11 protein-coding genes and 1 tRNA gene are annotated in these 13447 nt (G+C 72.3%); 8 read left to right on the top strand and 4 right to left on the bottom strand.

What is annotated here, in order from left to right:
* Nucleotides 1-7 precede the first annotated feature (7 nt).
* Together ACIPJY_RS02840 and ACIPJY_RS02835 are read right to left on the bottom strand one after the other, a co-directional pair.
* On the bottom strand, nt 8-646 hold the full coding sequence (locus ACIPJY_RS02840) for a histidine phosphatase family protein (RefSeq protein ID WP_400459694.1): 639 nt from the start codon (nt 644-646) through the stop codon (nt 8-10).
* A gap of 7 nt (nt 647-653) precedes the next feature.
* Complete coding sequence (locus ACIPJY_RS02835) at nt 654-1520, bottom strand: Sir2 family NAD-dependent protein deacetylase (protein ID WP_400459696.1); 867 nt, start codon at nt 1518-1520, stop codon at nt 654-656.
* A 72-nt stretch (nt 1521-1592) separates the two neighbouring features.
* Here ACIPJY_RS02835 and ACIPJY_RS02830 point away from each other — a divergent pair, with 72 nt between their 5' ends.
* Nucleotides 1593-2417 (top strand): TrmH family RNA methyltransferase, encoded by an 825-nt coding sequence (locus ACIPJY_RS02830; protein ID WP_400459699.1) that lies wholly within the window; start codon nt 1593-1595, stop codon nt 2415-2417.
* 164 nt (nt 2418-2581) lie between these two features.
* Nucleotides 2582-3814 (top strand): D-alanyl-D-alanine carboxypeptidase family protein, encoded by a 1233-nt coding sequence (locus ACIPJY_RS02825; protein ID WP_400459702.1) that lies wholly within the window; start codon nt 2582-2584, stop codon nt 3812-3814.
* A 21-nt stretch (nt 3815-3835) separates the two neighbouring features.
* Here the strand turns inward: ACIPJY_RS02825 and ACIPJY_RS02820 are convergent, their stop codons facing one another.
* The gene (locus ACIPJY_RS02820; RefSeq protein WP_400459705.1) at nt 3836-4642 is read right to left on the bottom strand and encodes an SGNH/GDSL hydrolase family protein; all 807 of its coding nucleotides are present in this window, start codon (nt 4640-4642) and stop codon (nt 3836-3838) included.
* Nucleotides 4643-4653: 11 nt separating this feature from the next.
* On the opposite strand from ACIPJY_RS02820, the gene ACIPJY_RS02815 reads away from it, so the two are divergent.
* The 6 genes from ACIPJY_RS02815 to ACIPJY_RS02790 all read left to right on the top strand — a co-directional run bounded on the left by ACIPJY_RS02815 (nt 4654) and on the right by ACIPJY_RS02790 (nt 13106).
* Nucleotides 4654-5820 (top strand): acyl-CoA dehydrogenase family protein, encoded by a 1167-nt coding sequence (locus tag ACIPJY_RS02815; protein WP_400459708.1) that lies wholly within the window; start codon nt 4654-4656, stop codon nt 5818-5820.
* Nucleotides 5821-5879: 59 nt separating this feature from the next.
* Entirely contained in the window at nt 5880-8288 is a 2409-nt protein-coding gene (locus ACIPJY_RS02810) for an FUSC family protein (protein WP_400459711.1), read from the top strand.
* Entirely contained in the window at nt 8285-9535 is a 1251-nt protein-coding gene (gene dinB, locus ACIPJY_RS02805; RefSeq protein WP_400459714.1) for a DNA polymerase IV, read from the top strand. Before ACIPJY_RS02810 ends, dinB begins: the two co-directional genes overlap by 4 nt.
* Before the next feature lie 158 nt (nt 9536-9693).
* Entirely contained in the window at nt 9694-11484 is a 1791-nt protein-coding gene (locus ACIPJY_RS02800) for a DEAD/DEAH box helicase (protein ID WP_400460883.1), read from the top strand.
* A gap of 22 nt (nt 11485-11506) precedes the next feature.
* Nucleotides 11507-11710: a hypothetical protein gene (locus tag ACIPJY_RS02795; protein ID WP_400459717.1), complete on the top strand. Its 204-nt coding sequence runs from the start codon at nt 11507-11509 to the stop codon at nt 11708-11710.
* Between the two features lie 70 nt (nt 11711-11780).
* Complete coding sequence (locus ACIPJY_RS02790; RefSeq protein ID WP_400459719.1) at nt 11781-13106, top strand: NAD(P)/FAD-dependent oxidoreductase; 1326 nt, start codon at nt 11781-11783, stop codon at nt 13104-13106.
* 209 nt (nt 13107-13315) lie between these two features.
* On the opposite strand, the gene ACIPJY_RS02785 is transcribed toward ACIPJY_RS02790, so the two are convergent.
* A tRNA-Leu gene (locus tag ACIPJY_RS02785) sits at nt 13316-13401 on the bottom strand.
* Between the last annotated feature and the right edge of the window lie 46 nt (nt 13402-13447).

The raw sequence follows: 13447 nt of genomic DNA, 5'->3' as shown, positions 1-13447 counted from the left end.
GGCGGTCCTAACTCCGGCGCTCGAGCGGGTTCTGGTAGTCGAACGCGTACTTGCCCGGCGCCTCCGAGACGTCCTCGATGGGGTCGTCGAACCGCACCAGCTCGGCGTGGAACCGCTCCGGGTCCCACCGGAACGAGTGCACGGACCCGTTCCGGATCGGCGTGTGGTGCCGGTCGGCGGTCCCGGGAGCCGCCGCGTTGACGACGCTCCGGATCACCGCACCGTGGGTCGCGACGACGATCACGCCGCCGTCGAACCGCACCGCGATCTCCCCGAGGGTCTCCGTCACACGACCGAGCAGCGCCGCGCGGGACTCCCGCCCGGGGATGACGTCGTCCGGGTACTGCGCCAGGACCTCGTCGTCGGTCAGGCCCTCGGCGTCACCGTAGGAGCGCTCGGCGAGCCCGGCGTACGTGGCCGGCTCCGGCAGCCCCAGCCGCGTCGCGATGATCGACCCGGTCTCGTACGCCCGGACGAGCGGTGACGCGACCACGGCGTCGAAGGACCGCCGGGCCAGGAGCGCCGCGGTCTCGATGGCCTGCGCCCGCCCGGTGTCGTTCAGCGGGATGTCCGTGGAGCCCTGGATGCGGCGCTGCTTGTTCCAGTCGGTCTCACCGTGCCGGACGAGGTAGAGGAGGGTCGTCACACGTCGATCATGACAGAGCGCCGGGCGGAGCGAGCCGGGACGCCAGTGCGACCAGGGTCTCGGTGGTCCCGGCGTCGATCTTCACGGCTGCCCGGCGGTCGCTGCGGGTGTCGCCGCGGTTCACGATGACGACGGGGTGCTTGCGGCGGGCGGCGTGGTCGACGAGTCGCACGCCGGAGTTCACCGTCAACGAAGACCCGACGACGAGCAGTGCATCGGCGTCCGCGACGATCGAGACCGACTCGCTGAACTTCTCGGTGGGCACGAACTCCCCGAAGAAGACCACGTCCGGCTTGAGCATCCCGCCGCACACCGAGCAGTCCGGCACGACGAAGCGGTCGACGTCCGTGATCTCGACGTCCCCGTCGGGCTGCAGCGCCACGGACCCCGGTTCGTCGATCCAGGGGTTGAGCGCATCGAGCGTCGCGGCGAGGTCGGCGCGGGCGAAGACCTGTCCGCAGGTCAGGCAGAGCGCGCGGTCCATCGAGCCGTGGATCTCGACCACGCGCCGGGAGCCGGCGCGCAGGTGGAGCCCGTCGACGTTCTGCGTGATGATGCCGGCGACGGTGCCCGACTCCTCGAGTGCCGCGAGCGCCCGGTGTCCGGCGTTCGGCCGGGCCGCGGCGAACGTGCGCCAGCCGAGGTGCGAGCCGGCCCAGTACCGCTGCCGCTTGCCGGGGTCGGCGCGGAACTCCTGGAAGGTCATCGGCTTCCGCACCCGCCGCCCCTCGCCGCGGTAGTCCGGGATGCCGGAGTCGGTGCTGAGCCCCGCCCCGGACAGCACGGCGACGCGCTTGCCCGCGAGCAGGTCGACGACCTGGTCCAGGCCGTCGATCACAGCGGGTGTCCCGTCGGTCGCGTCGCTCGTCGCCATCACGTTCACGGTACCCTCAACAGCCGACCGCCCCCGCCACTTCCCACGAAGACCACCACCGGAACGAGACCCGTGCACCCCGTCCGCATCGACACCCTCGACGACCCCCGCCTCGACGACTTCCAGCGCCTGACCGACGTCGCGCTCCGCCGGGTCTCGGAACCCGAGGGCGGCCTGTACATCGCCGAGTCGAACACGGTCATCGAGCGGGCTATCCGCGCCGGGCACGTTCCCCGCAGCGTCCTGGTGCAGGAGAAGTGGCTCGAGGACGTCCTGCCGCTCGTCGCCGACCACGACGGCCCGGTCTTCGTCGGCCCGGACGCCCTGCTCGAGGAGCTCACCGGGTTCCGGATGCACCGCGGCGCGATCGCCTCGATGCAGCGCCCGGAGCTGCCGAGCGTGGCCGACGTCGTCCGGGACGCGCGCCTGGTCGTCGTCCTCGAGGACATCGTCGACCACACCAACGTCGGCGCGGTGTTCCGGAGCGTCGCCGGACTCGGCGCGGACGCCGTGCTGGTCAGCCCGCGCTGCGCCGACCCGCTGTACCGCCGGAGCGTGCGGGTGAGCATGGGCACGGTGCTCCAGGTCCCGTGGACCCGGATCGGCGACTGGCCCGAGGCGGGGGAGGAACTCCGCGCGCAGGGGTTCCACGTCGCCGCGATGGCGCTGACGGACCGCTCGGTGGACCTGGACGAGTTCGCCGCGGACGTCCCGGAGCGGGTCGCACTCGTGATGGGCACCGAGGGGCAGGGCCTCACGCCGGCCGCGATCGCGTCCGCCGACACGACGGTGCGCATCCCGATGCACCACGGCGTGGACTCCCTCAACGTGGCCGCGGCGAGCGCCGTCGGTCTGTGGGCCGTCGCCGCCGCGCAGCGGGCACGCCCGGCCCGGTAGCGAGCCCACCGCCGGCACGCCCGGCCCGGTGTCGAGCCCAGCGCCGGCACGTCCGGCCCGGCGGCGAGTCCACGGCGCGTTCGGACGGGAGGCCGGACCCGCCTTCTCCACACCCCGGCGGTTCCACAGACGGCCGGTACCGCCCCCCGGTACGCTCGATTCCCGTGTCACGTGTCGTCCGCCGCCCCCGTTCCGCCGTCCGGAGGCCCGTGACGATCTCGGTCGTCGCCGTCCTGACCCTGGCGATCGCGTACCTCGTCGCGGCCGCCGTGGTCCCGTTCTCGCCGGCGAGCGCCACGACCACGTCGTACGCCGCCCCGACGGCGACGCTGCCGTCGCTGACGTTCCCGTCCTACGGCGCCACCGCGGTCGAGGCCACGGACTTCCCGGAGAGCCTGCGGACCAGCGGTGACACGAAGCCGCGGTCGATCGCGAGCATCTCGAAGGTCGTCACCGCACTCGTGGTGCTCGACGCGAAGCCGTTGTCGCAGGGGCAGGCCGGTCCGACGATCGCCTTCACGCCAGAGATGGAGGGGCTCTACGCGAAGTACCTCGCGGTGGACGGGGAGGTCGCCCCGATGCCGTCCGGGCTGCGGCTGTCGGAGTACCAGACCCTGCAGGTCATGCTCATGAAGTCGGCGAACAACTACGCCGGGTCCCTGGCGATCTGGGCGTTCGGCTCGCTCGACGCCTACCGGACGGCCGCGGCCTCGTGGTTGCAGGAGCACGGGCTCGACGACACCACGATCCACGAACCGACCGGCCTCGACGCGGCGAACGAGTCCACGGCCACCGACCTCGTCGACCTCGGGCAGCTCGCGCTGGCGAACCCCGTGGTGAAGGAGGTGGTCGGCACGAAGGCGGTCACCGTCCCCGGCGTCGGCGACATCGAGAACTCGAACAAGCTCCTCGGCATCGACGGCGTCGAGGGGATCAAGACCGGCACCCTCGACGAAGCCGGGGCGTGCCTGCTCTTCGCCGCGACGTACGAGCGGGGCGGCAAGACCGTCACGGTCATCGGCGCGATGCTCGGCGGCGTGGACCACGACGCCCTCGACGTCGACGTCCAGCGGCTGCTGCACTCCGTCGCGGACAACTTCCACGTCGTGACGTTGACGCACGCCGGGCAGTCGTTCGGCACCTACTCGACCCCGTGGAAGGACGAGACCGACGCCGTGACGAAGGCCGCCTCCGAGGTCCTGGTGTGGGGGAAGACCACGGTCAGGGCGACGACGAAGCTCGACTCGGTGACGACCGGCACCAAGGGGGAGCGCATCGGCCGGGTGCGCTTCACCATCACCGACCACGAGGCGGTCACCGTGCCGTTGGTCCTGGAACAGGAGATCCCGGACCCGGGCATCTGGTGGCGCTGGACGAACCCGTTCGAGGGCGCCTGAGCCGACCCGCGACCGCCGAGCCTAGGGCGTGTCGCTCCGGTGCTCGACGATCGTCTGCAGTTCCGGGCGCTTCGGGCTGACGCCGTCGCCGGACGAGGTGTGCCGGATCCGCCGGACGACCCACGGCACGAGGTACTCCCGCGCCCATCCGAGGTCCTCGGCACGGGCCTCACGCCACGGCCGGGCGGCGAGCGGCTCCGGGTTGAACGGTGCGAGTTCGTGGTCGACCCCGAGCGCGTCGAGCACCGCCGCTGCGATCGTCGCGTGGCCCATCGGGGAGTGGTGGAGCCGGTCCGGCGCCCACATCCGCGGGTCGCGGAGCACCCGGAGCGCCCACATGTCGGCGATGAGGGCGTCGTGCTTCAGTGCGATGGCGTGCAGGTGCTCGTTGTAGATCGCCGCCTTGCCGCGGACGAGGCCGAGCACCGGGGTCATCCCGACGTCGGGACCGGTGAAGACCACGACGGTCGCACCGTCCCGGCGGAGGTCGCCGACGACGCGGTCGAACCGCGCGGCGATCTCGTCCGGGTCGGAGCCGGGGCGGATGATGTCGTTGCCGCCGGCCGACACCGTGATCAGGTCCGGGCCGAGCGCGAGGGCCTCCTCGACCTGCTCGTCGATGATCTGCTGCAGGAGCCGTCCGCGGATCGCGAGGTTGGCGTAGGCGAAGTCGTCGGTCTGGTTCGCGAGGACCTCGGCGACCCGGTCGGCCCACCCGCGGTGCCCGCCGGGCACGGTCGGGTCGGGGTCCCCGAGTCCCTCGGTGAAGGAGTCACCGATCGCGACGTACCTGGTCCAGGGATGACGATCTGACACGCATCGGAACATAGTCTCGTGCCATGACGAAGGCAAAGCCGTGGACCGTCCCCGAGGACCTGCTCGCCCGGATCGCCGAGCGTGCTCCGCGGTACGACGCCGAGAACGCGTTCTGCGCCGAGGACCTCGACGAGCTCCGCGCGGCGGGGTACCTGCGGATCGGCGTGCCGATCCCGGAGGGCGGCAGCGGGCTCGGGCTCCGCGCCACCGCGGCCGTGCAGCGGCGCATCGCCGGAGCCGCGCCGGCGACGGCGCTGGCGCTCGGGATGCACCAGGTGTGGGTGCAGGCGGCCCGTAGCGTGTCCGCGCGAGGTGGGTCGTTCCTCCAGGCCGTCACGGACCACGCCGCGGCGGACCGCCTGCTCGCCTTCGGGGTGAGCGAACCCGGCAACGACCGCGTGCTGTTCGACTCGCTGACGACCGCCGAGCCCGACGGGTCGGGCGGCTACCGGTTCACCGGGACGAAGGTCTTCACCTCGCTCGCGCCCGCGTGGGACGTCCTCAGCGTGTTCGGGAAGGACTCGACGGGCGAGTCACCGCGGCTGGTGCACGGGTTCGTCCTGCGCGCCGACGGCGGTGTGCGGCACCTCGACGACTGGGACACCCTGGGGATGCGGGCGACGCAGAGCCGCACCACCCTGCTCGAGGGGGTGCACGTGCCGGCGGACCGGATCGTGCGCACGCTGCCGGTCGGGCCGAGCGCCGACCCGCTCGTGTTCGGGGTGTTCGCCGCGTTCGAGCTCCTGATCGCCTCGGTGTACGTCGGCATCGCCACCCGTGCCCTCGAGCTGGCGGTCGCGCAGGTCCGTGCGCGCCAGGCGATGGACGGCACCCCGCGGTCGGACGACCCGGACGTGCGACGAGCGGTCGCGGACGTGCGCGGTGCGGTCGACGCGATCGCCCTGCAGGTCGACGCCCTGGCCCGAGACGTGGACGAGCTCGAGGACCACGGCGCGCGCTGGTTCCCGCTGCTGGTCGGGACGAAGGCACGCGCGGTGGACACCGCCCAGCACGTCGTCGACGAGGCGATGCGGGTGGTGGGCGGTGGGGCGTACCGGGCGTCGGCCGAGCTGGCCCGGCTGGCACGGGACGTCCGGGCGGGGCAGTACCACCCGTCGTCGCGGGACTCCGCGGCACGGACGATCGCCGCCGAGGTGCTGGGCCCGATCGGCGGGGAGTCCGGCCAGTAGTTCGCTTGCGGTACTATTGGTGTCCGCACAGCCCAGACGAAGCCGGAGGCCTCCCGCACGTGACGACGGACCGCCGACCAGCACCGACGCACCGCCTCCCGCCACGCCTGCGGAGCCCGCGACAGCGACTCTGGGACCGGCTCCTCGTCCTCGATCCGGGGTTCGTGAAGAGCGAGGGCGCCCTCCGCACCCTGCTCTGCGTCCCCGCGGGCATGGCCGTCGGCTACGGCGTCGCGCTCGCCTTCGGTCTGCCGGCGATCCTCGGACTGATGATCGGCGCGATGCCGGCGTTCATCACGTGCCTGGTCATCGTCGACCCGAGCGCCGGCCGGGTCGCCGGCCGGACCGGTGCCGTCATCGTGCCGTTCGTCGCCGCACTCGCCGGCAGCATCGCACTGCACCCGTACCGGATCCTCGAGCTCGTGCTCATCGTGGTGCTGCTCTTCGTGCAGTTCCTCGCCTTCCAGTGGGGCAAGTGGGCGTCCGACGCCGCGATCGTCGCGTTCGCCGGGTACCTGTGCGGGCTGCTCCTGCCGCTGCCGGAGACGAGCGTCCTGCCGCTGTCCCTCGTCGTGGCCGCGTCCCTGGCGGCGACGATCGTGATCCGCTCCGCGTTCCTCCGGCCGGACGCGTACCGCTCCCTGCTCCGGACCCGGCGCGGGTTCCTGGCCCGCGGCGCCGACGTCCTCGAGGCGTCGGCAGCCGCCCTCGCCGTCGCGGACGACTCGCGTGCCCGCAGCCGCGCACTCCGCCGCCTGGCCCGTCGCCGCTCGCAGTACCACGAGATCGCGCTGACGGTCGACGGCATGCTGGCTGCCAGTGGCACCGACGCCGCCGACGAACTGCACCGCCTGGTGTTCGACACGCACTTCGCCATCGACGAGCTGGGGCGTGCGGCCGCGACGCTCGTCGAGCAGGGCGCACCCGAGGACGTCCGGCACGCGGCGCTCCGCGCGGTCACGATCGTCCTGCGGCACGGCGGCAGCGCGGGCGACGACGCCGGACGGACCCTGGCCGCACGGTTCGCCGTCACCGCCTCGGCAGCGGACCCGGCGTCGCGCACCACCGTGCTCGTGCACCGGATGGCGCGCGAGTTCGCCGACCTCCGTACCGCGGGACTGCGCTGGCGGGACGTCGCCGACGAACTGCCGCGGTCCGGCGACGGCGTGCCGTTCGCCTCGCCGGTGATCCTGGCCGGCGGCCGTCCGGCGGGGGCCGTCCCGGTCGTCGCCGACGCCGTCGCCGAGGGCCCGTGGCGCCGTCTGCACATGACCGCGTCGCTCCGCACCGCCGTGCACGCCGCGATCGCGGTGGCGATCACGGAGCCGCTCGCGCTGCTCCTCGACGGCAGCCGGTTCTACTGGGGGGTCATCGGCGTGATGATCGTCCTCGCCGGCACGAACACGACCCACGAGCGCGTCCGGAAGGGCATCCACCGTGGTGTCGGCACGATCGTCGGCGGCGCCGTCGGGATCGCCCTGGTGCACGTGCTCGGGACCGAGCACCCCTGGGTGACGATCGTGCTCGTCTGCGTGCTGCTCGCCGTCGGGACGTACGGCTTCGGCGGGGTGTACGCCGTCTGGGCCGCGTGCCTGGTCGTCGTGCTCTGCCAGGTGTACGACTTCTCCGGCACCTTCACGGACGCGCTCATCCCGATCCGGCTCGCCGAGAACCTGCTCGGCGCGACCATCGCCATCCTCGTGAGCGTCGTGGTCCTGCCGCTCGCCACGCGGAGCGTGGTCCGGCGGGCCGTCCAGCGGCAACTGGTCGCGGTGCGCGCCTTCGTGCTGGCGACCGTCGGGGTGGACGTCGACGAGACGGGGTCCGCCGACGCTGCGGACCCGACCCCGGCCTCCAGTCCGGTGCCCGACCTGCGCGCCCGGTCGCGTGCCGTCGACGCCGCCACCTACCAGCTGGAGGCGGTCCTCAAGCCGATGGTCCGGTTCCCGACGGGTGGGCCGGCGCGCGCGGACGCGCGGATGCGTGCGTCCCTGCAGGCGGCGGCGACGTTCGCCAGGGAGCTGGCCGGGAGGCCCGGTGCGGCCCCGGCAGACGTCCCCGAGTCCCTGCGTGGTGCGGCCGAGGTCCTCGCCGGGTCGGTGGAGCGGCTGGCGGAGCGGGTCGTGACGGGCGGACCCGGTACGGGTGGTGGCGCCGGTGGCGCTGGTGGCGCTGGGACGTCGGATGCCGCGGCTGGTGCTGGTGCGTCTGTTGCCGCGGCTGGTGACGCTGGTGCGTCGGCCGCCGCGGTGTCCGGGGCCCCGGTGTGGACGCGGATCACGGACCGCTTGGACGGCGTGGTCGCCGCCGCCGACCCGGGCGCCCCCGGGGACGCGCTCCGCGCTCGTGCGCACGCCCTCGGCCGCATCGACGAGGCGCTCGCGCTCTTCGCCGAGCGCATCGGGATGCCCGTCGTCGCGGGTGCCGTCACCCGGATGTCGGCGGTCGGTGGCACCATCGGCACGTGAGCAAGCAGGACGGACGCAACCGGCTCGTCTCCGACCGACCGGTCGCGGACGTGACCGCGACGGTGCTGCACGTCGACATGGACGCGTTCTTCGCCTCGGTCGAACTGCTCGACCGCCCCGACCTCGTCGGGCTGCCCGTCATCGTCGGCCACGACTCGGACCGCTCGGTGGTCACCGCGGCCACGTACGAAGCCCGCAAGTACGGAGTGAACTCCGCGATGCCGATGGCCGTCGCGAAACGCCGGTGCCCGAACGCCGTCATCGTCGAGCCGCACTTCGAGAAGTACCAGGCGAAGTCCGCGGCCGTGATGCACGTCTTCGAACAGTTCACCCCGCGGGTCGAACGACTCGGCATCGACGAGGCCTTCCTCGACGTCGCGGGCGCCGTGCGGCTGTACGGCACGCCGTGGGAGATCGGCCGGGCGATCCGACAGCAGGTCTTCGCGGAGACCGGGCTGCACTGCTCGGTCGGCGCCGCCTCGACGAAGTTCGTCGCCAAGCTCGCCTCCAGTCGTGCCAAGCCCGACGGACTCCTCGTGGTGCCGGCGGAGCACACGGTGGCGTTCCTGCACCCGCAGCCCGTGTCGGCCCTGTGGGGTGTCGGCGGCAAGACCCAGGAGACCCTGGAGCGCCGGGGCATCCGCACCGTCGGTGACCTCGCCACCACGCCGCTCGGCTCGCTGGTGTCCGCGCTCGGCCCGGCCGGCGGACAGCGCCTGCACGACCTGTCCTGGGGTCGCGATCCCCGGGTCGTCGACACCGCCGTGGGAGAGAAGTCGATCGGGCACGAGGTCACGTTCGGCACCGACCTCACCGAGCGCGACGCCGTCGCCCGTGAACTCCTGCGGCTCGCCGAGAAGGTCGCGGTCCGCATGCGTCGTGCCGACGTGCAGGCCCGCACGATCGCGCTCAAGGTCCGGTACACCGACTTCACCACGCTCACCCGGTCCCGCACCCTCGCCGAGCCGACCGACGTCGCCCGCCGGATCCACCGCGAAGCCGTCGAGCTCTACGACGTCCTGCACCGCCAGGGCAACCGGATCCGGCTGATCGGCGTCCGCGGGGAGAACCTCGTGCCGACCGCGGCGAGCAACGCGCTGTGGGACGACGACGCGCCGTGGCGGGAGACCGAGACCACGGTCGACGCGGTCACCGCACGCTTCGGCGCCGGCGTGCTGCGACCGGCATCGCTCGTCCGCGGCACGCCCGAGCAGCGCCCGCCGCATGCCCGGCAGGACATCGGGTGACGGTAGAATCGCCTGAAGTGAGCGCAGCGGAGTACGAACAGCAGCAGTCCGCCGCGGCCGGCGGTGTCCACCCCGATCCGGCCCCGGTGTCGTCAGCCGAACTCGCGCCGGCCACGGTCGATCCCGCACCGGGCTCCACCGAACTCGCGCCGGCCGAGCTGGCGGAGATCGCGGGCAACGCGGCCGCCGAGCACCTGTCCCCGGCGTTCCCGGACCGCGCGGCGTGGGGTACCGCGTCGAAGCTCCGCGCCTGGCAGGTCGAAGCGCTCACGAAGTACTTCGAGACCGAGCCGCGCGACTTCCTGGCAGCGGCAACGCCCGGCGCCGGCAAGACGACCTTCGCGCTCCGCCTCGCCACCGAGCTCCTGGCCCGCGGCACCGTGGACCGGATCGTCGTCGTGGCGCCGACCGAGCACCTCAAGCGCCAGTGGGCCGACGCCGCCGACCGCGTGAACATCCGCATCGACCCGATGTTCAAGAACGGCGACGGCATGTTCGGCCGGCACTACCAGGGCGTGGCCATCACCTACGCCCAGGTCGGCATGAACCCCGAGGTCCACAAGAAGATCACCGAGGGCGGCCGCACCCTGGTCGTCCTCGACGAGGTCCACCACGGCGGCGACGCCCTGACCTGGGGCGACGGCATCAGAGAGGCGTTCAGCGGTGCCACGCGCCGTCTGTCCCTCTCCGGCACGCCGTTCCGCTCGGACACCGCCCCGATCCCGTTCGTGCAGTACGCCCCCGACGAGCAGGGCATCCGCACCTCCATCTCCGACTACAACTACGGCTACGGCCGCGCTCTGCAGGACGGCGTCGTCCGCCCGGTGCTGTTCATGGCGTACGCCGGGCAGATGCGCTGGAAGACCCGGATGGGCGACGAGATGTCGGCGTCCCTGGGGGAGCAGGTCACGAAGGACATCACCGCGCAGGCCTGGCGCACGGCGCTCTCACCAGAGGGCGAGTGGATGCCCGCGGTGCTCTCCGCCGCGGACAAGCGCCTGACCGAGGTCCGTCGCGGTGTGCCGGACGCCGGTGGACTCGTCATCGCGACGGACACCACGACCGCGCGTGCCTACGCCCGGATCCTGCAGCAGATCACGGGGGAGCGGCCGACGGTCGTCCTCTCGGACGAGGCAGCGGGCTCGAGCCGCATCGGCGCGTTCGCCGCGGACACCTCGCGGTGGATGGTCGCGGTGCGGATGGTGTCGGAGGGCGTGGACGTCCCGCGGCTCTGCGTCGGCGTGTACGCGACCAGCGCCAGCACGCCGTTGTTCTTCGCCCAGGTGATCGGCCGCTTCGTGCGGGCCCGTCGCCGCGGTGAGACCGCGTCGGTGTTCCTGCCGAGCGTGCCAGGGCTGATGGCCCTCGCCGCGACCCTCGAGCTCGAACGGGACCACGCCCTCGACCGCCCGAAGGACGCCGACGACGGGATGTACAACCCCGAGGACGCGATGGTCGCCGAGGCCAACAAGGAAGACCGCGCCTCGGAGAGCCTGCTCGACGTGCAGCCGTTCGAGGCGCTCGACTCGCAGGCCTCGTTCGACCGGGTGCTCTACGACGGTGGCGAGTTCGGCACCGGCGGCGAGATCGGCTCCCTGGAAGAGCTCGACTTCATCGGCATCCCCGGACTGCTCGAGCCGGACCAGGTGCGCGACCTGCTCCGCGCGCGACAGGCCACCCAAGCCAAGCGCTCCAAGGGTCGTGCGGTGAAGGACGGGACCCCGAAGGCTCCCGAGCCGGACCGGCCGATGTACATGACCATCAAGGAGCAGCGCTCCGAGCTGCAGCGGCTCGTGTCGATCTGGTCCCGGCACTCGAACGAGCCGCACGGGTCGATCCACGCCGAGCTCCGGCGGATCAGCGGTGGCCCGGCCGTCGCGCAGGCCAGCATCGAGCAGATCCAGAAGCGCATCGACATCCTGCGCTCCCGGATCGGCGGGCGTCGGTGAGTCGTCGGCTCCCGGTGCGCGCGTGATCGTCGCCGTCGACGACCGGACGTGGCTCGTGAAGCGCTCGGAGGAGTCCTCACCAGAGGCGATCATCGACCGCTTCGGTGGTGGCTACCGGTTGCGGCGCTTCAGCCTGGTCGAGTCCCGCCGGACCGCGCACGGGGTCTTCACGGGCCTCGACCTCGCGGAGACCGCGTGGTGGCGGTTGCGCGACATGCGTCGTTGATCAGGGTGGGTTCTCGGTAATCTGCGCGGCGATCATGACGTTGCAAGCCCGGATCGAGTAGACCGGACTCATGGCAGATTCGATCCCTCACGTCCTCGTCCTCGGTGGCGGCTCCGCTGGCTACACGACCGTCAAGCAGCTGCAGAAGCACGCAGCGACGGTGCCGATGCGCATCACCCTCGTCGACCAGAACACGTACTACACGTACCTGCCGTTCCTGCCGGAGGTCGCCGGCGGCCACATCAACCCGAAGGACGTCACGGTCGAGCTCCGTCGTGCGCTCCGCAAGACCCGCGTCATCCAGGGCAAGGTGACCGCGATCTCCGCCGCCGACAAGACGGTGTCGATCGCCACGGCCGGCGGCGACGACCGCACCCTCGGCTACGACCAGCTCGTCGTCGCGCTCGGCTCCGTCACGCGCACCTTCCCGACCCCCGGGCTCGAGGAAGTGGGCGTCGGCTTCAAGAGCGTCGAGGAAGCCGCCTTCGTGCGCGCGAAGCTCCTGGACAACATCGCGAAGGCCGCTGCCACGCGTGACGAGGACGAGCGTCGTCGTCTGCTCACCAGCATCTTCATCGGTGGCGGGTACACCGGCGTCGAGGCGATCGGCGAGCTCTTCGACGTGTCGCAGGCCGCCATCAAGACCTACCCGTCGCTGGCGGGGGAGCAGCCGCGCTGGGTGCTCATCGACGCGCTCGACCGCGTCGCACCGGAGGTCGGCCCCGAGCTCTCGAAGTGGACCCTGGAGTCCCTCCGCGCCCGCGGCATCGACGTCCGTCTGAAGACCACCATGCCGAGCTGCGAGGGCGGCGTCGTCAAGCTCTCCGACGGCGACGAGTTCGCGACCGGCCTGCTCGTCTGGACCGCCGGCGTGAAGCCGAACCCGCTCCTCGACGCGTCCGACCTGCCGCGCGGACCGAAGGGGCACCTCGCCGCCAACGCGAAGCTCCAGGTCGAGGCCGAGGACACCCACGAGGTCGTCCCGGGTGTCTGGGGCCTCGGCGACGTCGCGCAGGTGCCGGACCTGACCGCCGACAAGCAGCCGGCGTACTACCCGCCGAACGCGCAGAACGCCGTCCGTCAGGCCGTCGTGGCCGCGGACAACGTCGTTGCGACGATCACGGGCAAGCCGCTCGAGGAGTACCGCCACCCGTCGATCGGCACCGTCGCGTCGTACGGGGTCGGCAAGGGCGCCGCGAACATCAAGGGCATCAAGATGACCAACGTGCTCGCCTGGCTCGCCCACCGCGCCTACCACGTGTACGCGATGCCGACGCTGAACCGCAAGGCGCGCATCATCATCGGTTGGGTGACCGGTGCCGTCTCCGGTCGCGATGCAACGTCGCTGATCAAGGAGACCGACCCGCGTCGCGCGTTCGTCGACGCGACGAAGTAGCCGACCACACACGGGAGGCCCGGTGCCGCTTGGCGCCGGGCCTCTCGTGTGTCTGCGCGGGTCGTGCGCGTGCATGGGTCGACACGGCGGAAGTCGATCGAGCGGCGTCGTGTCGGAAGGAGGGTGCCACACGGCTGCGCCGAACCGGGCGCACAAAAACGAACGGCCCACCCGAAGGTGAGCCGTTCGCCGCGTGTCTCAACACTGCGTGTCCGAGGGGGGACTTGAACCCCCACGCCCTAATACGGGCACTAGCACCTCAAGCTAGCGCGTCTACCAATTCCGCCACCCGGACAGGTGTTCTTCACTTGTGTCGGCCGCTCCGGCGGGTTTCCCCGGCG

The organism is Curtobacterium sp. NPDC090223 (genome assembly GCF_044746585.1).
Lineage (GTDB): Bacteria > Actinomycetota > Actinomycetes > Actinomycetales > Microbacteriaceae > Curtobacterium.
This window is presented reverse-complemented; position numbering and strand designations above follow the sequence as displayed.

Coding starts and splice junctions, on each gene's coding strand:
- ACIPJY_RS02815 (WP_400459708.1), top strand. CDS start 4,654: ATGACGAAGGCAAAGCCGTGGACCGTCCCCGAGGACCTGCTCGCCCGG.
- ACIPJY_RS02820 (WP_400459705.1), bottom strand. CDS start 4,642: ATGTTCCGATGCGTGTCAGATCGTCATCCCTGGACCAGGTACGTCGCG.
- ACIPJY_RS02790 (WP_400459719.1), top strand. CDS start 11,781: ATGGCAGATTCGATCCCTCACGTCCTCGTCCTCGGTGGCGGCTCCGCT.
- ACIPJY_RS02835 (WP_400459696.1), bottom strand. CDS start 1,520: ATGGCGACGAGCGACGCGACCGACGGGACACCCGCTGTGATCGACGGC.